The sequence below is a fragment of the Sphingobacterium sp. DR205 genome (assembly GCF_011064245.1).
Lineage (GTDB): Bacteria > Bacteroidota > Bacteroidia > Sphingobacteriales > Sphingobacteriaceae > Sphingobacterium > Sphingobacterium athyrii.
Window position 1 is genome coordinate 5867042 of sequence record NZ_CP049333.1, and the last position, 21008, is coordinate 5888049.

A 21008-nucleotide genomic window follows, 5' to 3' on the forward strand; every position below is an offset into this window, starting at 1 on the left:
ATAATCGAAAGATTGTCTTTCAAATATGTAGCATACCTAATGTAAGAAACGTAGACAAACATCTGTTTGTCTACGTAAAAACTATCAATAGGATAGAATTATCTTTATTTACTGAAGATATTATCCAGCTTGGTACCCAGTTGCTCGGACCATAAGTTTTTCGCAATTATTTTACCGTTAGTGTCGATCAGGACATTCTGTGGAAGTGACCTTATCCCATAAATTTTAGCGATAGCCTGATCGGTATCACATACATGGCGCCAAGGAAGTTTATCTTCTGCGATTGCTTTCAGCCACTTTTCCTGTTGGCTATCTATTGAAATACCAATGATTTCAAACCCCATTGGTGCATATTTTTCATAGAGCTTGAGAACTTCTTTGTTTTCCATTCTGCATGGGCCGCACCAACTTGCCCAAAAATCAAGTAGAACAAATTTGCCTTTAAACTGCGCCAAAGAAATACGTTTTCCATTTAGGTCAGGTATATCAATTTCGGTTGCCAGTTGGCCGACAGCAGTAGACAAGGCCGATTGTATAAATCCTGCAACCATAACTCCGGCCTCCGAGACCCTTACCGAATTCTCCAAATTATTAAACAGTTCAAGAAGCTTCTGTGGTTCGGCTCTCCGCATATAACTTTTGAGCAACCAAAGACTGACGTAAGAGTCCGGATGGCTTTTAATAAAATTGAAATTTACAGTCTCATTATCAGAAACCTTCTGTTTTTCAAGTAATTCTTCAAAATCCATCTGTCCCCTACCTCCTTTAACTTTGGCTTCTCCAAGGTTTTTACCCCGAATCAGCACCCGGCCGGGTTCCAGAAACAAAACAGCTTTTCCATTTGGTTGCTGGGCAATTACATCCATTGCATTGACAGACGGCTCAACGCAGGTGATCGTAGCCCTTACGGGTATAGTGACCTTTCCCCTAAACTCGAATTTCCCCGAGCCATCCGACGTACAGGAATCAATATTGAGAACCGATTGATCTATTGAAAACAATACCATCTTCATTGGATGTGTAATGTTGGCGATTTCCCCTTTTATTACATATTCAGTACTTGCTTGCTGTGCAAAAACATTCCCCCAAACGGGAAAGACGATCGTAAGTAACAATAACAGCTTTTTCATATTTTTAGTAGCCTTTATTTTGAATAAGATTTGTATTTGTATTAATGGCCGCTTGTGGTAACGGGTAGTTTATATCCTCACTTTGCCAAAAATTCCCTTTAAGCGGACCCAATACTTCGTCTGCCCGTGTAAGATTTGGATTGGTAAACCCCGAAGCTCGTTTAAGATCCAACCATCTATGTCCCCACTCAGAAAAAAACTCAACCCTGTTTTCCCTTTCTATTGCCGCTAAAATCTCCGTTTGCCCACCAAATGGAGACACCATAAGTCCTGCCCTCTCGCGGACAACCTTAAGATCTGCCATCGCACCGGATAAGTTATTTATCTGGGCATATGCCTCCGCCCTTATCAGATATTGTTCCGAGATCCGCAATACCATATCATACTCAGTTATTGCATTACCACTGCCGCGTGTTTTATATTTATACGGGTACGGATAAGCTGTCCCATTATATATAATCGACTTGGTCCACTTAAGTGGCCGTTGGTCATTAGGTTCAAAACTGGACATCAATTCCGGCCTAAGTACAAAATTCGGAGTGGTGGCGGTTGCAGAGGGTATAAAGATAGTACCGGCCTGCGTACTCGTATTAGCGCTGGTGCTAAACTGAAATATAGCTTCCGAACTGTTTTTGAGAAAAACCTGATCTAAAGGAGAGATGTTAAATAGGTCTTTGTTTGCAATAACTTTGGAGGCTGTTTCAGCCGCTTTAATATAATCCTTTTTATAAAGATACACGCGTGCCAATAAAGCCAAAGCCGCCCACTTTGTTGCCCTTATCCGTTCATTTGAGTATAGCAGATAATCAATGGGCAATACAGCAGCAGCCTCCGTTAAATCTTTTATTATCTGTTCATAAACTTCGCCTTCGGTTGATTGTCCCAGAGAACCTGTTACAGCTACATTCGTCGTCGTAATTACCGGAATGTTCCCAAACATATTTACAAGGTAAAAATGACAGAGTGCCCTGATAAACTTAGATTCCCCGACAAGTCTTGATTTCAAATCCGCAGAAACAAAAGGTGCCGTGCTTCCTTCTACCCCCTCGATTTCACCATTCGCCATATTGATCATCTTATAAAGTTGCGTCCAAGCCGTAGATAAAGGAAGCTCCGTTGGTAAGAGTGCATTGTTTAAAAAAGCGTCATACGTTTTGCTTGGGAAATAATACATCTCATCTGCAGAAAGTCCAAGCAAACTGTTCACACTGTTACTTAAAAAACTACCAGTAGCTGAATTCCCGCTATAAGTGTAAGAATATACACCAATCATGGCAGCAGACATCGTAATGGAATCCTGAAATACATTCTCTGAGTTGAGCGTGTTTCGAGCTGGGGCCGCATCAATGAGTTTTTCACAGCCACTCCCAGCCAGTAGAGTGCATAGGAAAACGAACAAGATGGCTCTGTTTTTTATTTTATTTGAAACGTTCATATTGTTAGTATTTTAAGTTGGTTAGAAGTTAAACTGAAGACCCGCAGTAAGCATCCTCAATGGGGGCAGTACATTCCCTTGTGTCTCCGGATCGATACCTTTATATTTGGTGAACGTCAAGAGGTTTTGCCCTCGCAGAAATACCTTGCAATAATTCATCTTCATTTTACCTGCTATTTTTTCCGGAAGGTTATAAGTCAGGGAAAGATTTTTCAACCGTATAAACGATGCATCCGTTATCATGGCATCTGAATCCACATAATACTCGTATCCATTGGCGACCTCGCTTCCGGTGGTTGTCGTAGGTTTTATACCTTGGCTGGCAATGTAAGTCGGAATATTATTCAAAGAACCAGGAAAATAATCATACTCTCCATAACCCAACATGTACCCCTTCTGCTTGACGAACTGAAAAAATAAATCAAGCTGGAAACGTTTAAATGTTAGACTGTTGTTTAGTCCGCCAAAAAATTTAGGAGAACTTTGTCCTGCAATAGCGTGGTCACCATTGCCGTTCTCAAAGAAACCGGACGATATCGAGCCGTCCCCATTGAGGTCTTTTACGACGGGAACCCCATCAACGATTCCGCTAAACTGATATAGGCTAATCAGGTCAAGAGGTTGGCCAACCACATAAGTATTGGCATATGCAGAAGATTTGATACCGTCATAACGCGCCAATTTGTTCCGCAGGAAAGAAATATTAAAGTCAGTGCTCCATTGGAAAGTTTTCGAATTGACATTGCGGGTATTCAGTTCAATCTCCAGTCCACGGTTTTCGACAACAGCGGGAAGATTGGCTGTATAACTCGTGAATCCCGTCTGTGGACTTAAAGCATAATTAACCAGCATATTGTCCGATTTATTTTTATATACAGCTGTTGTGAGTAATACCCTATCTTTCATGAAACCTAGCTCAAGCGCAAATTCGAGCTTTTTAGTCACCTCCCATTGATAGTCTGGATTCGCAATCCCATTCACGACAAGTCCACTCATGCCTCCGTAAGAATAAGCAGAGTTTCTATAGGTGTCCTTATAGGCATAATTACTAGCTATCTGATCATTTCCAACTGATCCATAACTCCCTCTTAACTTACCGTGGCTTAAAAAGTCAAATAATTCCGCCACTACGTGCTCTTTTGAAAAAATCCACCCTGCACCTACCGACCCAAAATTTCCGAACCTGTTGTTTGCGCCAAATTTAGAAGAACCGTCCCTTCTAAAGGTCGCATTGAACAAGTACTTATCATCCCAGTTATAACTCAATCTCCCAAAAGCGGACAAATATTTATATTCAGAGAAATAGGAGAGCTTATAACTTATATTCCCCGCGGCAGGGTTCCTGATAAGCGCATCAGAGCTATATCCTGTGACAAAGAGTGTATAGGGTTGATTAAACTGGCTCTGCTGCCAGGTCCCTCCTATTGTAGCCATAAATTTACCTCTACCAATTAGTCTTCGGTAATCTAACTGGGGCTCTACAATATAAGCTGTGGTAGTTGCCAGGCTAAAAGTCGAATTGATATCTGCTGCTGTTGATGGGTCCTGCGAAGTTGAGGGACGATTGTTTTCCATATCCAACGATATCTTATTGTATCCGGCGCTCAATTTGAGATCAAGGCCATTTGCAATGTTATACTTAACAGTAGTATTGAGTATCGCGTTTTCAGTATCATTATAATCTGTTGTGAGCAAAAAAGCCAACGGATTAGTAAAGCCTCCCCCGAAATACAACTGACCAGAAGGTGTATACAAAGGATAATTCGGCGGCATATTGTACAAATTTGTCATATCCAATGTCGGCAGCGTATTGGAATCTTTTGTATAGATCATGGAAAATCCAACATTCAACTTTTTATTCGGCGAAGTGTGGTCGAGCGTAGCATACAACCCACCCCGTTTGTAAGATTTATCATCCTGGTAAACCGTAGTCTCTCTTCGGAACGATCCGGAGAGTTTAAAACGGGTGTCTTCATTCCCTCCCGAAAAACTGGTGACCAGATTAGTAATTTGGGAGTTATTACCTATCAGCAGTTTTTGCCAGTCCGTGTATGCATTTTGATCCCATAATAATAAGTCCGGAGAATCAGCATCTGTTTTATCGAGGCCGTCATTGACAAATGCCTGCTTTCTCAGGTCAAGATATTCTTTAGTACCAAGTACATCAGCAGTTCCAACTACATTCCCGAATCCCTGAGAAAAATTCACATCAAAATTGCTCCTGCCTGCTTTACCTTTCTTTGTCGTGATTAAAATCACGCCGTTGGCGCCCCTGGCACCATAAATGGAAGTGGCGTCAGCGTCTTTGAGCACCTCTACGCTTTCTATATCGTCAGGATTAATTGTATTGAAGGGACTGAAATTGGATCCAGCGGCACCGTCTGACAAGACCACACCTTCAGCTTGAGATGATACAGTTGTGTTACTGAAGGGAACCCCATCCACGATATACAAGGGGCTATTCCCGGCATTGATGGAATTCCGTCCCCTAATTGATACATTAATGCCTGATCCGGCAATTCCATTGGACTGGCTAATGTATAAGCCCGGAACACGCCCCTGTAACGATTGTAGCACATTACTCACCGGCTGGCGCTCAATGACTGCCGCCTGAACTTTAGACACACTTCCCGTACTTAATCTTCGGCTCGTGGTACCATAAGCAATCACTTGCACCTCATCTAAGGGAGAATTTAAGGGCGTTAAAATTACATTCCCAATATCAAGGGAATTCACTGCATCAACCTTAATCTTTTTCCTCACCACCTCAAAACCCACATACGATATTTCCAAGGTATAATTTCCAGGCTTCACGTCATTAATTGTGAAAGAACCACTACCGTTACTTGAAGCGCTCTTGCTTCCCGGCATAAGACGAATGGAGGCTCCCTGAAGCGGTTTGTCCAAGGAGTCGATAATTCGGCCATGAACTGGTATTTGCTTATCCATTAATGACTCTTCCATATTCGTGGTAACAGACTGTGCCGGTGAGTTCGGTTTCTCCCGAATCACTATAGTCTTTTTATCCAGTTCATAGGTCAACGCCTGCCCCTCAAAAAGTTGTTCAAGCACTTGCAACAATTCGGCATTTTTTACCTGAATACTCACCGGCCTAGCCAGCTTGAGATGTCTTTCCGTATACAGAAGATTGTACCCCGTTTTCGCTTTTAATTGTTTCAAAACCAATATCAACGAGCGATTGTTTTCTCTCAACGTTACCTTTTGAGCAAAAGTACTGGCACTGACCTGCATGAATGTAACCAACAAAAGAATGGCTATCAAACGCATAATTAGTACTATTCTATGGTACAGACCTTTATCTATACCGATTTTTTTTAGATAATTTCGATACATTTGTAAAGTTTGGTTAGCAACACACGAGCGTCGTCGAAAACTAACGCGTGCTGCAGTAAAACATTCTTAAAATATGTCCAAACACAACCAAGTCCGACCCGGGCTTGGTTGCTTTATTTTAATGGAAGGTTATCAGCTGCTTCGTATATTTTTTTTCATATTCTTGTGTTTTAGGTTAATGATAAATTAGATTACAGTATATAGATTGTTTTTCCGTCCACTCTAAATTTGACCGTTCCGGTTTTCTCCAATAATTGCAATACCTCATGTACCTCCGAAAATCTAGATACCGTCCCATTGAACTTGTCTGTTGTCCTGACACCTTGATATACGATCTCAACGTTGTACCAACGGGCAATCTTGCGCATTACTGCATCAATGTTGTCCCCATCAAACATAAATTCATTTTTAGTCCATGAGATAATAGGCTCGGTATCCACCCTGCGCACTTGCAGATTACCTGATTTTGACAGATTGGCCTGCTGTCCGGGCTTTAATATCTTAACTTTATTATCTCCGTATACAGAAATACTGCCTTTTAAGAGCGTGGTAAGCACATTCGGTTCATCGGAATAGCTATTGATGTTGAAGTGCGTCCCTAATACTTTGGTTTCCTGCATATTTGTCTTTACAATAAAAGGACGGCTAGTATCACTTGCAACCTCAAAGTAAGCCTCACCCTCTAAAAGAACCTTCCTTGTACTATGTGAAGAAAAATTTGTGGGATAACGAATAGACGATGCCGCATTCAACCATACTTGGGTACCGTCAGGCAAAAGGACCTTATAGGTTTCCCCTTTCGCTGTGGAAAGTACATTATACCCCGAGGAAACATGTTTATTTTCCTCAACTTCATACTCCAATTGTCCGTTCGCAGATTTGGAAATGCGTACACCTGCATCTTCCGATATTTGGCCATTAGCAGCGTCCGAAAGCTTTATTCTCTCTCCATTTGCTAACGTAAGCGTCGCACCGATTTTACCTGGATTCACCTCGTTATTATTAGAAATAGCGGAGAGAGTCCTATCAGTTGAGAAATTGTTATAATAAAGCATACCTGCGGCAAAAACTGCTAGTATAATGCTAGCAGCAGCGAGTGCCTTCCAGTATTTTTTTATTGAGCTTACCTTGCTGGTTTCATCCTGTATTAGCTTCTTTGTTAGTTTCGTCCAAATAGCATCTTTATCGACTTCATCGAAAAACATGAGTTCCTTATTAAAATGGGACTCCTCTCGTAATTCGTCCATAAGCCGAGCGCGCATAGGAGATTCAGAAAGCCATTCGTCAAGTTTTAGTTGTTCGGCTTCGGTAATCGTTCCCCTCAGATGGGCAACAATCAACTGCGATATGTGAAATTCATTCTTTAGCATCTACATTAAATTAGAATTTTACTTTTCTCAATTTAATATAGATACGTGTAGATGGGCTTTTTGCCTAAAAAAAATAAAAATAATATATTTAAGACTCCTGGATAAGACAGAATAGCGCCAAAACATATAAACCATCGCGGATACCTTTCCTTATAAGAGCACTTTTTAACAGATCCAATGCCTTAGCTTTCTGATATCGCACTGCTTTTTCGTTCATATCCAAAATACGCATTACTTCTTGGGTATTTTTTTGCTCAAAAAAGAATAATCTGAATACTTTTTGGCATTTATCCGGTAAAAGCGATATCTCCTTATCGAAAAGATCAAAAACTTCTGATTTCACGATCTTAACAAGTACCGTATCATCTGATACCTCCAATTGATTCAGATATTCCTGTTGTAAAACGGTTCGCACTTTCAACTTACGCAAATAATCAAAACAAGCATTGCGACATGAAATATAAAGAAAAGCTTTAATCGATTCAATACTTTTAATTTGCCGCTCCGATTTCCAAAGCTTCACAAAACAATCTGAGACTATATCCTCAGCTTCTGAACTATCACCTATAAGTCGGCTTGCAAAATAACATAAGGATTTATAATGCAGATCGAATAAATATTCCAGGGTCCAACTGTCCCCTAAGCGAAATGATTCAATCAATTTTTTTTCATCCTCAACTTTTTCTCTCATATAATCCAGTTTTGACATCCAATGCTTTAATACCTCCTCCAACAAGGTAAGAATCTATTGATCGCGCTCTATTTATCCAATATCAAAACACTCACAATCCTTAAATCAGTCGGTAGCCCCCATTTATGTAGCAACGTAGGTATAATATTAGGTATATATAAGAATAGGACACGATCGTTCATACGTATCATCGAGCAAATCACTATCTCTGTTTGCAAAGTATGGGAATTTAATAGAGAAAATTTATTTTCCAAATGGCAATCAAGAACCTTTCAAAGGTCCAAGAAACACTATAAGTTATTTCTAAATTGTCATCTATATCTATTGTAAAAAAAACCTTTCAACTAATCAACCCATACAGTATTTGTGGCAAGCAAATTCTGGATACATTACATAGAATTTTTCCTTAAAATAACACAAATCAAGAATTCAATCAAATTGCTTTTAACACGGACACCATCCAACAAACACAAAAAATCTAGGATTTGCAATCAGTCTTTTATTTCCACCCGCATTTTATCTCCACTTTATACTTACTTTACATATCAAATATACCAATTATCTCAAAAACACTCATAATATAAGCCGTCTATTATTCAAGAAAAAAAAAGAGAGTCATCAAAATAAGATTATAAGCAATTCCCACCATCATCAAGACAAAAATCAGCAAACAAAAACACTATACATCCATATAATTCAACAAATCGAATCAATTACCTATAGATTTAATCTATTTTTAAAGCAGTTTAAAGAGCACTTTACATTTTTTTTCAAAAGCACAAAAATTTGACACCAAAGTCAGACAGTTTCTTAAACTTTTGCAGCGCTCATCCACGAATGCCAAAAGAAAAGTATTCATGGATGGATAAACCACTAAGAATTTTGCAAAGACATGTATAAATTAGGAAATCAAAAGTGATAGATTACCTCAGCCGAATTGCTAATTCAACGGTACATAGCCTACAGGGTTTTTATATTCATTGGTTGTAACATGAAGGCGGCTCCGGTAGTAAACCGGAGACTCCAGATTCGACCTTCCGGAAGCCATTCAACGTTCAACATGGTTCCAATCCCTAAGTTCTCGCTTTTTGAGGTATTAAGTAATCAAGGGACATCGAAGGTCTGATTCTCGATTGCGAATGAAGCAAAAAGGGAAGAATTGGTAAACACCAACAGTCTATAGCATTCTCATCCTAATTGACATCGGTTTTATTAGGCATTCATCTCTCAATGAGTGTCCGCTTTAAGTGCGAATATGTCCGTTTCGCACCCACGAATAGTTAATAAACAGCAAATAAAGTTTCTTTTTGCCTTTATCATTAATCAAGAATATCAAATGCATATCAAGATATCTCTACTATTATTGTTCAGTTTTATATATAATATTCAAGTCAAAGCCCAGAATAAACTTGACCTTAAACAATGTATTGATTATGGACTCAAAGCTAATCCCTCAACAGTCATCTATTCAAATGAAAAGAAAATTGCAGACGCAAAAGCTAAAGAACTGTTAGCAGAATATCTGCCTGGGTTGGATTTTTCCGGCACCATCGATGACAACCTGAAAGTGCAGGAGCAGGTTATTCCTGCCGGACTTTTTGGAGATGAAGATATACGGGTAGCCTTTACAAAACAATTCAATACCAACGGTATATTACAACTTAACCAAACGTTATTTGACGGATCGGTACTTGTAGGACTCCGAGCACAAAAATTCAATGAGCGGCAGGCGGAGCTCAATCAGAAGAAAAATACGGAAACAATAATTTATAACATAGCTACCGCATATTATCAGATTCTTACATACCGTCGGCAGTTGGAGCTGTTGACCAATAATATAGAGACTTACGTAAAACAGTTAGACATCGTTTCTATGAAAGTAAAGAAGGGTATAACCCTACAAAAGGACCTTGATAAAGTACGGGTTGACTATAACAATACAAGCTCCCAGATTCGGGTGGCCAAGACCAATATCGAGCTGGCCACAAATCAGCTCAAATATGAGATGGGTTTTCCAATGGAACAAGAAGTCGAAATCGAAGACCAGAAATTGGAGGCCAAAGAAATCACATTGTCTACGCTCGGCGATGTTAATACGCGGAACATATCGGACTATCAACTGGATATGGTCAATGCCGAACTCCTACAGATGGATGGGAAAAGGATCAAAGCAGGCTATTGGCCAAAACTCTCCGCTTATGCCCGTCTGGGTATGAACGGCTTCGGTGATAATTTAGGTCAGTCTTTTTCCTCGCTACAAAGCTTCTCTTCAATAGGATTAAAACTGAGCATACCGGTTTTTGACGGTTTCAGGAGAAATAACCAATATAAACAGGCACAGTATAAATACTACAATGCACTGGAACAGAACAGGCTCAACGAAGGGAAGTATAAACTGGATTACGAAAATTCAAAATCCAAATTATACAAATCGGAGAGCACCCTTGACAACGACAAACGCAATATGGAGCTCGCCGAGTCGGTATTCCAGGTAACCGACCTTCAATATCAAAAAGGTGTCACCGATATGACCGACTGGCTCAATTCTCAAAATTCACTCAGAGAAGCACAAAACAGCTATCTCAATTCTTTTTACAACCTCTTGCAGGCAAAAATCGACTTGGAAAAATCAAAAGGTACATTAAAGCAATTCTATAATTCTCTATAAAAGACAGCATGAAACGTAAATATATCCTTATCGGAACAGTCATTTTAATATGCGGCCTCATCGCTTATAAGCTTACCATGAACAAAAAGGAGTTGGACAGCAAAAAAAACAAGCCAGTAACGACAGAAATAAGTATTCCGGTAAAAGTTGTAAAAGTAAAGGACAGCATTTTAGCACTTAACCTATCAAAAACAGGCTCTATCATTCCGTTCAGAGAAGCAAAGGTCCTGGCCACGGTAAGCGGTACTTTAAAAAATCTTCAATTCAGTCTGGGAGATCAAGTTAACAAAGGACAGGTACTTGCAGTCGTCGACGACAGGACACAGCAACTGGACCTACAAAAAGCTGAACGAAACGCTAAATTTTTTCCGGTACCAACCGGTGCCTCCAACGGTAAAACCGGTTGCAGATTTCCCGATACTGGTTCGGTCAAAGGGACCTACAATACTATCTTTTTTTTGAAAAGGCAGGTCATCTATACTCCAGTCATGGGGAAGATTAATCTTTTTCCATCCATGCGTTTCCAGTTCAGGCCGTTCACCTTCGGGCAGGTCTTCCCTGATAAACAGCCAATCGCTGTCAAATTGCTGAACTCCCTTTCCGCTGGCCGGAAAACCGCTCCTGTGCTGTCCCATCATGTGGATGGGAACCGCAAGCAAAAAAACAAGTATATATTCTTTTATTTTCATAATTATCTCGGTTTAATTTTTACCTGTTCCAAACAAATCCAGCCTCTTTTACATCCCGGGAGTTTGGACCTACATACACTACAAATTTACCAGGCTCCCAATCCCATTCTAATTCACTGTTAAAAAATTTCAGGTCTTCAGCTGTGAGCGTAAAATCAACCGTTTTGGTTTCTCCCGCAAGCAGCTTGACCTTTCGAAACTGTTTCAGTTCTTTAACCGGCCGCGTTACGGACGCAAGCGGGTCACCGAGGTAAAGCTGTACGGTTTCCTCTACGCCGAACTTTCCGGTATTGGTAAGCTTGATTGAAACTTTTTCGGTCTTATCTGCACCTGTTAAGACGCTGTCTTTCAATCTGACCGGCCCGTATTCAACATCTGTATAACTTAACCCGTAACCAAAAGGGTACAAAGGTGTATTGTGCTGATCTTTATAATTGGAAACAAAATCTTCGGTGCCCCCTTCTTCATAAGGCCTGCCTGTATTCTTGTAATTATAGTAGATAGGGATCTGCCCTACCGAACGTGGAAAGGTCATGGTCAGTTTTCCGGAAGGATTGTAATCTCCGAACAGCACTGCCGCAACGGCATTCCCCGCCTCACTGCCCGGTCGCCATATCTCCAGCACCGCATCTGCATATGGAAGATTGTCCTGTAAGGTCAGTGGACGCCCGTTCGTAAGCAATAAAATGACCGGTTTCCCGGTAGATTTCAACATTTTGAGGAGCTCTCCCTGGCAGGAAGGAATACCGATATCAGTACGGCTCCGCGCTTCACCTGACATAGCGGAAGATTCTCCCAAAACGGCTACGATCACATCCGATCTGTTGGCAACTGCCATCGCTTCTCCGACAAGTTTTTCTTGCAGCTTGGGATCATAGCTTGTTCCACGTTTTCTGTTGGCCAGGCTGTCGTCATTTACCTGGGTACCTTCGGCATAAACCACCAACGGATTGACTTTCTTGATGCCTTCATAAATAGACACCACACTCTTTACATCGCCTGTAAAAGACCACATACTCAGCATTTCCTGTTGACTATCGGCGAATGGGCCGATAAGCGCAATCTTTGTATTTTTCCGCAGGGGAAGGATATTACCCTTGTTTTCCAGTAGTACCATGGACTTTACCGCCGCTTCCCTGGCCACCTTTTTATTTTCTTCCGTTAAGGTTACCCGGGAAACCCTATCGGCATCTATCCTTCTTTCCGCTCCATTGAAAAGCCCCAGTTTATACTTGGCTTCCAGAACCCTTCGGCAGGCCATGTCGATCTGTTCCATAGTAATCCGTCCCTGTTTCACCGAATTGGACAATGAAGAGATCATACTTTCACTCGCCATATCCATATCCACTCCGGCACGTAATGCCAATGCTGCGGCATCTTGGTTATCCAAGGCCACCCCATGATTGATGAGCTCATTGATGGCATTGAAATCAGTCACCACAAACCCATTAAAATGCCATAGTTTGCGTAGCAGATCTGTGAGCAACCATCGGTTTGCAGTCGCAGGTACGCCGTCTATATCATTGAATGAGCTCATTATACTTCCTGCCCCAGCATCAATGGCCGCCTTATAAGGGGGCAGGTAATTCTGGTACATGGTGATTTTGCTCATGTCAGTCGTATTGTAGTTCCTTCCAGCTTCTGCTGCCCCATATAGGGCAAAATGTTTGACACAGGCCATCAATGATGTGGGGTCGCGTAGATCCTTTCCCTGATATCCCCTGACCATCGCCCGGGCAATCAGAGACCCCAGGTATGCATCCTCACCGGATCCTTCCATCACCCGTCCCCAACGCGGATCGCGCGTGATATCCACCATTGGCGAAAAAGCCCAGTTATAACCCATTGCAGACGCTTCAACTGCAGCTACCCGGGCTGTTTTTTCGGTGAGCACCGTGTCCCAACTACAGGAAAGCCCAAGGGGAATGGGGAAAATTGTCCTGTACCCATGGATGATATCTAATCCGGAAAGCAAAGGAATTTTCAACCGGGTGCTGTCCGACATTGACAACCGCTTTTGTACACCGGCAGGTGATCCCATAACGGCATATACATTTCCTGCACTGCCATCTTTTATTTTCTCATTTGCATTTTTTGTTGCAAAAGGTCCGGTTTTCACAAGGGGTGTAACAAGGTTCAACTGGCCTAACTTTTCTTCAGGTGTCATGCCCTTCATAAGTTTTGTAATGAAGCTGTCCATCGCCTTATTATCACTCACTGTTTGGGCAATGACCGGACGGCTGAGACATCCCATTAACAATACCAATATCAATTTATAATGTATCTTTTTTTTCATCACTTAGCTATTTACCCCTACTGTTCATGGATTTTGACTTTAACTCATGAATCATAATCTGCGGCACCATCACCTTATTCACATTTTCCAATTTCCGTTCGCCTTTAACGTTGAAACCTTTTGTAAGTCTGATATCCGTACTCGATGCGCCGACTTTTACGATGTAATCACCGGCATCGGCTAGCCAGGCTGACTTTTCCGTGCTAAAAGAAGCAAGTTCCTGTTCGCCGAGTACAAAAGTGAGTACCTGGTTCGCTCCCGGCTTCAGCAAAGCGGTCTTGGCAAAACCTTTCAATTCTTCCCGTGGTTTATCCATCGTTTTCCCAGGAGCGGTCAGATAAAGCTGCACCACCTCTTTTCCGGCAACTTTACCGATATTGGTTACCTTGACACTAACGCTAACGCTGTCTTTGAATCTCGTGGAGCTTAGTTTTAGATCACTATACGAAAAATCGGTATAGGAAAAGACCATATCCGAAAGGGTACGCCGTCGCAACGCCAAAAGTATTGTAGTAACGATAACCAACATAAATTCCCTCTTCGTATATGACCTCCGCAGGCGGCAATTTTGCTCCCAGCACACCGGTCGGTCTGGCTTTTTCCGGATCATCCCTACCGGGGAAATTTTTCGCGGATGGAACCTCCTTGTAGGAAACAGGAAATGTTGTGGCCAGCTTACCGGAAGGATTGATTTTCCCGCTTAAAACATCGGCAATGGCGTTTCCTCCTTCCAGACCGGGCTGCCAGGCAAGTAAAATCGCATCAACGGATGTCCTCCAGGAAGCAACATCGATCACACCGCCGATATTCAGTACAACAACCACCTTTTTGTTTTTCGCATGGAACGCTTCTGTTACGGATCTGACCAGTGACAATTCCGCAGGTGTAAGTTCATAGTCGCCGGCCAATTGACGGTCCCGCTGTTCTCCCGCAATCCTACCGATCGCAATGACAGCGATATCCGATTCTTCTGCCTTTCGGGCAACAACCTCGGACCGGAGATTAAATTCGGCTGGCGGAGGTGTAGGGTTCATAATCTCCGCAAAAAAACTTTTCTTGGGATGCTTCAATGCCTGATCCCTCAGATAGCCGGTGTACTCTCGCTGAAGCTCGGCATCGACCTGATAACCCGCCCCTGTTAATCCATCATTTAAAGATATCGTGTAAGCCTTGTTCACATCCCCGCTTCCAGTGCCTCCGGCAATAAGTTCATAGCCATTATTTCCGAATAAAGCAATTTTGCTATCAGTTGACTTTAAAGGGAGGGCTGTTTTTTCATTTTTTAACAGCACCATACTCTCTGCGGCCGCCCGACGGGCAAGCAATGCATTTGCCTTTAAGTCCGGGTTGTCACCATGATCATGACCGGCAAAGGTCTGTGTCCGCAAAATAAGTCCCAGCAAAACAGCTACATTTCTGTCCAATACTTTTTCAGATAGCCTTCCTTCCTTTACCGCATCAATGATGCCTTTTGTCTGTTTTTCAACGCCGGGCATCAGCAGATGGTTCCCTGCCACCATTTGGGCCACCGGATCGTCTCCCCCGAACCAATCCGTCATTACCAGCCCTTTGTAACCCCACTCTTTGTTAAGAACGGTATTTAGCAGATCGGAGCTTTCGGATGTGTACGTGCCGTTAATAAGATTATATGAGGTCATCACAGTCCATGGATTGGATTCTTTGATCGCCAGCTCAAAGCCACGGAGATAGATTTCACGCAGCGCCCGTTCACTGACGATTGTGTTGACTGTAAAGCGGTTTGTCTCCTGATTGTTGGCAGCGAAATGTTTAATGGATGTACCAACTCCCTGCGATTGTATACCCCGGACCATGGCTGCGGCAATCCTTCCTGTCACCATCGGATCTTCCGAATAATACTCAAAATTTCTTCCTCCCAAAGGGTTCCGATGAATATTCAGCGCGGGAGCCAACATGATATCTACCCCATAGGCCCTGGCCTCCCCTCCAAATGCTGTACCTACCTTGGTCACCAGCTCGGTATCCCAGCTTGAAGCCAGCAGGGTACCCACAGGCCATGCCGTGGCATAGTAAGTTTTTTTTGGAGAACCTCTCCGGATCGAATCGATCCGAACCCCTGCCGGACCATCAGCCAGCACGATGGATGGAATGCCCAGCCGCGGTATCGCCAAGGTGGTACCGGCAGCACCGGCCACTTCATTGTCGGTATGTCCGATAGCTGACCCATCGGTGGAAATGCTGGGAAGCTTCATGCCTGTGCCTACCAGCAGTTTCGCCTTTTCCTCCAATGTCATCGCACCGATAACCTCGCTGATGGAACTTTTTCCCAGCTGTGGTGCATTGCCCTGACCGAAAGCTTTAGTAAAGCCCAGTAGAGCGGAGCACACCAGCCACTTGTAAAGAAATATTTTCATCTTCATCCTGTTAGTTTCTACAATTACTATTCGTTCCCCCTCTTTCTGCCAAACTGAATTGCCGTGTCTGCAAGACCCTGGTCCTGTTAGAAAATCCGTAATGGCAAGCTGGTCGAAAGGCCTCCTATAGCTGTTTGTTTGATTTATATTTTAGATTCTTTACCACATAAGATCCAAGCCGACGGTCCTTTCTATACCTGAAAGGACCGTCAGCCTGGAATGAAATACAGGAAGGAAACGGTTACCTCCCTGTCACAACAGCGCATTACTTCGCGGGGCTGTCCTTTACTCTTTTTCCGACCGCTTCGAACATGTCCATGAGGCTACCCGTTACATTGTCCTCGTCTTTCTTTTCAAGGAAAAGATATACATCAAAACCACCTCCGACAAAATATACGGTTACCGATTTTTCTTTCTCCTCTACCTTATCAATCTTGGAGGTTTCCTTACCGGTGGCAGGATCGTCAATTGTCCCAACGAGCTTTCCATCCTTCCGCTGTAGGTTTACCAGAAATTGGGCGTCGCCATTTGGCGTTCCTTCAGCCACAACAGACCATTTGCCAGCGAAATAATCTGTTTTAGTTGTATCCTGTGCATTGACATTCAGGGATACCAACAGCAGGAATATTCCTGCAATAAAAGCATTTAACTTTTTCATGTTTACTTGTTTTAAATTTAAAAATTGAATTATTGAATGTTTAAATGTTATAATTTTAAGGATCAATCCTCCCTTTTCCCCACAGGGACTTTCCGTTTAGTTCCTCAATGCCAGACTGCGGTTTCAGAAGATGGAGTCCACCGTTCGGAATAGTTAAATAGAATTAAAGCTTGAAATTTGCCGTGAATTCAATGGTCCGGGGCCGTATGGCACCGGCAACCAATTTACGTCCGATATAAGGTGTCGGATCAATTATCTGATCTGCCCCCTGTAGCGCTCCTTTTACACCTCGCTGGTTAAGGAAATTGGTCACCTGAAGTTTAAAGTCGATATTACGGCTCAACCTATAATCAAGCCCCCCGAAGTTTTCCCACCATCCCTTATAATAAATGGAATTCGTTTGATTACCGTACTGCTTTCCAAAATAACGCAGGCTAACCCAAACTTTCATCGCCCCTTTTAAGAAAGAATAAGATGGATCAAACTCCATGAGCGTACCGGATAATTCCGGAATCGTGTTATTGCTATAGTTGTAGTTCAGGCCAAATGCGCCATAGGCAAAATTCTTGTATTGCGGTTTTTGTAAGGTTAACAGATAGTGCAGACTGAAACCCTTAAACGGTGTTGTAACAATATCGGTAGACCATCCAAGGGTACTGATGTCATAGAATAAGGGGTCAAATGTACTTCTTTGGGCAGGGTTTGCAGGATTGGTAATATTTAAGCCGACCAGAATATTGTTCTTGGTAATTCGGGTAACTTTAGAGACTATACTGAATAACGAGCCATAATTATAATATACGCCTCCCCCAATATTCAGCACATCGGTTTTGAAACTATTAGGAACATTCTGAATCGGTTTCGCTCCGGGTGTTGAAGGATCTGGAACAGGATTACCGTTTGCATCTTTATGTGGATAGTCCCAGTAACGGTCATACCAGGAATTGTAAGTCACATCTCCTAAAAAACCAAATCCACCGGCAACACTCGCTACGAAGTTCGCTAATCCAACCTTGTTCCATTTGTTCTTAAAATCTTTCGTCACCATAGGTCTATCCATTACAAAATCATTGATATAAGGATTATAAACCTCATGTATATTCTGATGTTCAATTCTTGCACCTAAGCCAACACTCAGCCATTTATTAAGCTTAAAATCGTCAGAGGCGTAGAGCGCCACCTTACTGATCCTGCTATCGGATATTTTACCGTAACCTCCCGCAGAAGCAGGCATCGCTCCAAACTCATTGGTTGCTTTAGCATATCCATTCATTTCTGGAACAAATGCATACATATCCAATAAAGACGGATTAGGTTCAATAGTCTGGGTATAAACACTGGCATAAGTCTTATACTTTGTTGCATTGAACTGCTGCGTAAAGCCAAAACGAAGGTCATGGCCTTTGACCTTATTGGTAAATTCTACTCTCGATATGAGCGTTCTGACCTTTGAATCTGAAAGTGCCTGGTTAGATACAAATTGTACAGGCCCATCATACATTTTGTCAGTTCCTTGATATTTATACTGTTGTCCCGCTTGCTGATCGGGATCAATGATATTCAAGCTGATGGGAAATTGAATGACAAATGGGGAATTTGCAGTCTGGAACATAGAAGAGTAGTTCATCTTCCATCCGTTGTCAAATTTATGCGTACCATTTATGTATAATGAATGGTTTTCGGAACGATTGAACTTGTCATCATCAAGATTAAGCACCCCGGGTTTACCATTGAATGGATCATAATAAGGAACTTTCCCGTCTCTCACCAGATAGCTGTCTTCACCCGGCTTAAAACCGTCAAGTGGCCTGGTTTTACCATCACCTTCATAGATAAAAGGATTATAGTTAGAAAACTGGATCCGCGAATCGGAATATTTATACAATAAACGGATATTGCCTTTTTTATATTTTTTCGAAATTCCTGCTTTGATAATGGCGGTACGATCCTGCCAGGGAGTGTACATATAATTTATACCGCTCCCCCGGTCATACGCCTGAAACATGCTCAACATATATCCCCAACCATTTTTGCTGAGGGGACCAGTAACGGTCGCATCATAGCGAAATGACCCGAAGCTGTTGGTGTATATCGAAGCATATCCTTTAAAAGAAGACCCGGCTTCACGATCAGTCGAGTTAACCGTAAAACCTACCTTCCCAAAAAGAAGCGCACTTTCTGCAAAGGATAAAAGCCCCATACGACTTAAACTATTGTCGTAGCGCCAAGCTGTGGTTGGGATGGTTGGCCAAAACGAATAAACAACAGGTACATCGTTTTCGAGGATAAGGATATCACCGTTAAACGGCAACCCGATATTCACCTGCCTGGGCTGTGAATTGCTTTCTGCATTAAGCATTACATTGCGATTTTTTTCCTCTTTCCCCCGAGGCGAGGAACTCGCTGTATCAATTACAGTTTTAATAGAATCCTAGACCTGACCCACCACTGTTTGGGCAGCCAGCAGAAGAATGGCCACGGGGCCACATAAAAACACGGTTAGATTTTTTCCCATTGTTGATTTCAATTTATAATTTGGTTATCACTGGCTAGGTATGTGCTTCACACCTATCCGTCAATATGACGTAAAGATATAAATAATTTTTACAATCCGTCAAAATGACGGAAATATTTTTTTAATTTGTAATATGATAAACGCACAAGAAGAATTAGAAGACCTCTTTTTAAAAGGCAACCAGGATTATCTGGCCAACATATCCGTAGACAATGTGATATTTGGTTACCATGATAAAGAACTTAAAGTTCTATTACTGCGCAATCCAAACTTCGGTTCCTGGATGTTACCCGGAGGATATATAAAAAAAACAGAAGATGTGGAAAAAGCGGCAACCAGAGTAGCGCATCAGCGTACCGGCCTTGATCATTTATTTTTACAGCAATTTAAAGTGTTCAGTACACCGGGAAGGAACAGAGATCCCCATATCACTCCAGAAGTATTAAGCCAATTAACGGGTCTGAAAATAGATGAAAACCACTGGATGTTCCAACCGATCGTTTCCATCGGATTTTATACATTGACTGAGTTTTCTAAAGCAAAGATCAACGGCTCTTTCTTCGCGGAAGTCGCTCAGTGGTGGGATATTAACACATTGCCTCCACTACTTTTTGACCATACGCAGATTATCCTTGAAGCTTTAAAAGCGCTACGTCTACATATTTATCATTATCCGGTCGGATATGAACTTTTACCCGAAAAATTCACCCTCCCGGAAATACGTGCTTTATATGAGACTGTTCTAGGCACTAAAATAGATGACCGTAATTTTACCAGAAAACTATTATCACTGGGCATCATCAAAAATACCAACGAATTGAAAAATGTTGCCGGGCACCGACCGCCATATTTATATACATTCAATAAAGAAGTTTATAGTATGGCACTTAAAGACGGAGTTTCTATTTTCTAATACTTAAGTTCTGAAAATATGATTATGATGTTTGAAACGGAAACATACACGCTATTTGTGATACAGCTTAAAAACTAGTCCAATAATTATTTAAAATTTGAAACAAAATGAGCGACCCTTTAAAAAAACTGCTATCTCCTGTCATGTTGAACGGGCTGGCATTACCGAATAGGCTCATCAAAGCCGCAACTTTTGAATCAATGTTGGATAATAATTTTAACATATCTCAGAAATGTATTGATTTTCATGAAACCTTCGCCAAGGGCGGCGTAGGAATGACCACATTGGCTTATTGCTCCCCGGAACCAGACGGCAGAATGCAGGGACATTACATGTATATTAGGGAAGAAATTAAGCCGCAGTTAGAAAAGTTAGCTAATACTGTACATAAATACGGTACGAAACTCTCAGGGCAAATAGCTCACTGCGGTGGTTTCAGCCGCAATACAAATTTACAACGCCGGCGACCGATTGCCCCTTCGAAGATCTTGAACATGTCGGGTATCCCGTATGGTATGTTCCTTACGGGGAAAATGGACGAAAAATTAATGCAGGAAGTGATTGATGGCTTTGCCCGTACTGCCGGAATCATGAAAGCCGCCGGATTTGATGCTGTCGAGATTCATTTCGGGCACGGATATCTGTTAAGCCAATTTATAAGCCCGATCACAAATAAAAGAAAGGACAGCTATGGCGGTAGCATTGGAAACCGGATGCGTTTTCCTCTTCGTGTACTGGAAGCTGTAAGAAAAACGGTGGGCAATGAATTTCCTATATTGGCAAAAATCACGATGTATGATGATGTCAAAGGAGGAATATCTTTAAATGATGGTATTGCTGTATCCGCCCGACCAAGTGCATATTTTATGAACGCTTTATAATTCCGAGTTTTGCTT

At 42.0% G+C, this 21008-nt stretch carries 14 protein-coding genes; 3 read left to right on the forward strand and 11 right to left on the reverse strand.

Annotation, left to right across the window (positions count from 1 at the left end):
• Positions 1-104 precede the first annotated feature (104 nt).
• The 5 genes from G6053_RS25120 to G6053_RS25140 all read right to left on the reverse strand — a co-directional run bounded on the left by G6053_RS25120 (position 105) and on the right by G6053_RS25140 (position 7980).
• Positions 105-1130: a TlpA disulfide reductase family protein gene (locus tag G6053_RS25120; protein ID WP_165308945.1), complete on the reverse strand. Its 1026-nt coding sequence runs from the start codon at positions 1128-1130 to the stop codon at positions 105-107.
• A 4-nt stretch (positions 1131-1134) separates the two neighbouring features.
• Positions 1135-2565, reverse strand: a complete 1431-nt coding sequence (locus G6053_RS25125; RefSeq protein ID WP_165308946.1) for a RagB/SusD family nutrient uptake outer membrane protein — start codon at positions 2563-2565, stop codon at positions 1135-1137.
• 21 nt (positions 2566-2586) lie between these two features.
• On the reverse strand, positions 2587-5853 hold the full coding sequence (locus tag G6053_RS25130; RefSeq protein WP_165308947.1) for a SusC/RagA family TonB-linked outer membrane protein: 3267 nt from the start codon (positions 5851-5853) through the stop codon (positions 2587-2589).
• A 257-nt stretch (positions 5854-6110) separates the two neighbouring features.
• Positions 6111-7289 carry a FecR family protein gene (locus G6053_RS25135; protein WP_165308948.1) on the reverse strand — a complete coding sequence of 393 codons (1179 nt, stop codon included), beginning with the start codon at positions 7287-7289 and terminating at the stop codon, positions 6111-6113.
• 88 nt (positions 7290-7377) lie between these two features.
• Positions 7378-7980: a sigma-70 family RNA polymerase sigma factor gene (locus G6053_RS25140; protein ID WP_165308949.1), complete on the reverse strand. Its 603-nt coding sequence runs from the start codon at positions 7978-7980 to the stop codon at positions 7378-7380.
• A 1336-nt stretch (positions 7981-9316) separates the two neighbouring features.
• On the opposite strand from G6053_RS25140, the gene G6053_RS25145 reads away from it, so the two are divergent.
• A complete protein-coding gene (locus G6053_RS25145) occupies positions 9317-10648 on the forward strand; it encodes a TolC family protein (RefSeq protein WP_165308950.1) in 1332 nt (443 codons plus the stop codon).
• A gap of 335 nt (positions 10649-10983) precedes the next feature.
• On the opposite strand, the gene G6053_RS30845 is transcribed toward G6053_RS25145, so the two are convergent.
• The 6 genes from G6053_RS30845 to G6053_RS25170 all read right to left on the reverse strand — a co-directional run bounded on the left by G6053_RS30845 (position 10984) and on the right by G6053_RS25170 (position 19043).
• Entirely contained in the window at positions 10984-11337 is a 354-nt protein-coding gene (locus G6053_RS30845) for a hypothetical protein (RefSeq protein ID WP_241254832.1), read from the reverse strand.
• Between the two features lie 19 nt (positions 11338-11356).
• Positions 11357-13633, reverse strand: a complete 2277-nt coding sequence (gene bglX / locus G6053_RS25155) for a beta-glucosidase BglX (protein ID WP_165308952.1) — start codon at positions 13631-13633, stop codon at positions 11357-11359.
• A 7-nt stretch (positions 13634-13640) separates the two neighbouring features.
• A complete protein-coding gene (locus G6053_RS30850) occupies positions 13641-14105 on the reverse strand; it encodes a fibronectin type III-like domain-contianing protein (RefSeq protein ID WP_241254833.1) in 465 nt (154 codons plus the stop codon).
• Entirely contained in the window at positions 14074-16026 is a 1953-nt protein-coding gene (locus G6053_RS25160) for a glycoside hydrolase family 3 protein (protein WP_241254834.1), read from the reverse strand. Before G6053_RS25160 ends, G6053_RS30850 begins: the two co-directional genes overlap by 32 nt.
• Before the next feature lie 265 nt (positions 16027-16291).
• A complete protein-coding gene (locus G6053_RS25165) occupies positions 16292-16684 on the reverse strand; it encodes a hypothetical protein (RefSeq protein ID WP_165308953.1) in 393 nt (130 codons plus the stop codon).
• A 163-nt stretch (positions 16685-16847) separates the two neighbouring features.
• Positions 16848-19043, reverse strand: a complete 2196-nt coding sequence (locus G6053_RS25170; RefSeq protein WP_165308954.1) for a hypothetical protein — start codon at positions 19041-19043, stop codon at positions 16848-16850.
• A 289-nt stretch (positions 19044-19332) separates the two neighbouring features.
• Between G6053_RS25170 and G6053_RS25175 the strand changes: the two genes are divergently transcribed.
• Together G6053_RS25175 and G6053_RS25180 are read left to right on the forward strand one after the other, a co-directional pair.
• On the forward strand, positions 19333-20112 hold the full coding sequence (locus G6053_RS25175) for an NUDIX domain-containing protein (RefSeq protein WP_165308955.1): 780 nt from the start codon (positions 19333-19335) through the stop codon (positions 20110-20112).
• A 107-nt stretch (positions 20113-20219) separates the two neighbouring features.
• Positions 20220-20993, forward strand: a complete 774-nt coding sequence (locus tag G6053_RS25180) for an NADH:flavin oxidoreductase (protein WP_165308956.1) — start codon at positions 20220-20222, stop codon at positions 20991-20993.
• The last annotated feature ends 15 nt before the right edge of the window (positions 20994-21008 follow it).

Coding starts and splice junctions, on each gene's coding strand:
- G6053_RS25120 (WP_165308945.1), bottom strand. CDS start 1,130: ATGAAAAAGCTGTTATTGTTACTTACGATCGTCTTTCCCGTTTGGGGG.
- G6053_RS25125 (WP_165308946.1), bottom strand. CDS start 2,565: ATGAACGTTTCAAATAAAATAAAAAACAGAGCCATCTTGTTCGTTTTC.
- G6053_RS25130 (WP_165308947.1), bottom strand. CDS start 5,853: ATGCGTTTGATAGCCATTCTTTTGTTGGTTACATTCATGCAGGTCAGT.
- G6053_RS25135 (WP_165308948.1), bottom strand. CDS start 7,289: ATGCTAAAGAATGAATTTCACATATCGCAGTTGATTGTTGCCCATCTG.
- G6053_RS25140 (WP_165308949.1), bottom strand. CDS start 7,980: ATGAGAGAAAAAGTTGAGGATGAAAAAAAATTGATTGAATCATTTCGC.
- G6053_RS25145 (WP_165308950.1), top strand. CDS start 9,317: ATGCATATCAAGATATCTCTACTATTATTGTTCAGTTTTATATATAAT.
- G6053_RS30845 (WP_241254832.1), bottom strand. CDS start 11,337: ATGAAAATAAAAGAATATATACTTGTTTTTTTGCTTGCGGTTCCCATC.
- bglX (WP_165308952.1), bottom strand. CDS start 13,633: ATGAAAAAAAAGATACATTATAAATTGATATTGGTATTGTTAATGGGA.
- G6053_RS30850 (WP_241254833.1), bottom strand. CDS start 14,105: ATGGTCTTTTCCTATACCGATTTTTCGTATAGTGATCTAAAACTAAGC.
- G6053_RS25160 (WP_241254834.1), bottom strand. CDS start 16,026: ATGAAAATATTTCTTTACAAGTGGCTGGTGTGCTCCGCTCTACTGGGC.
- G6053_RS25165 (WP_165308953.1), bottom strand. CDS start 16,684: ATGAAAAAGTTAAATGCTTTTATTGCAGGAATATTCCTGCTGTTGGTA.
- G6053_RS25170 (WP_165308954.1), bottom strand. CDS start 19,043: ATGCTTAATGCAGAAAGCAATTCACAGCCCAGGCAGGTGAATATCGGG.
- G6053_RS25175 (WP_165308955.1), top strand. CDS start 19,333: ATGATAAACGCACAAGAAGAATTAGAAGACCTCTTTTTAAAAGGCAAC.
- G6053_RS25180 (WP_165308956.1), top strand. CDS start 20,220: ATGAGCGACCCTTTAAAAAAACTGCTATCTCCTGTCATGTTGAACGGG.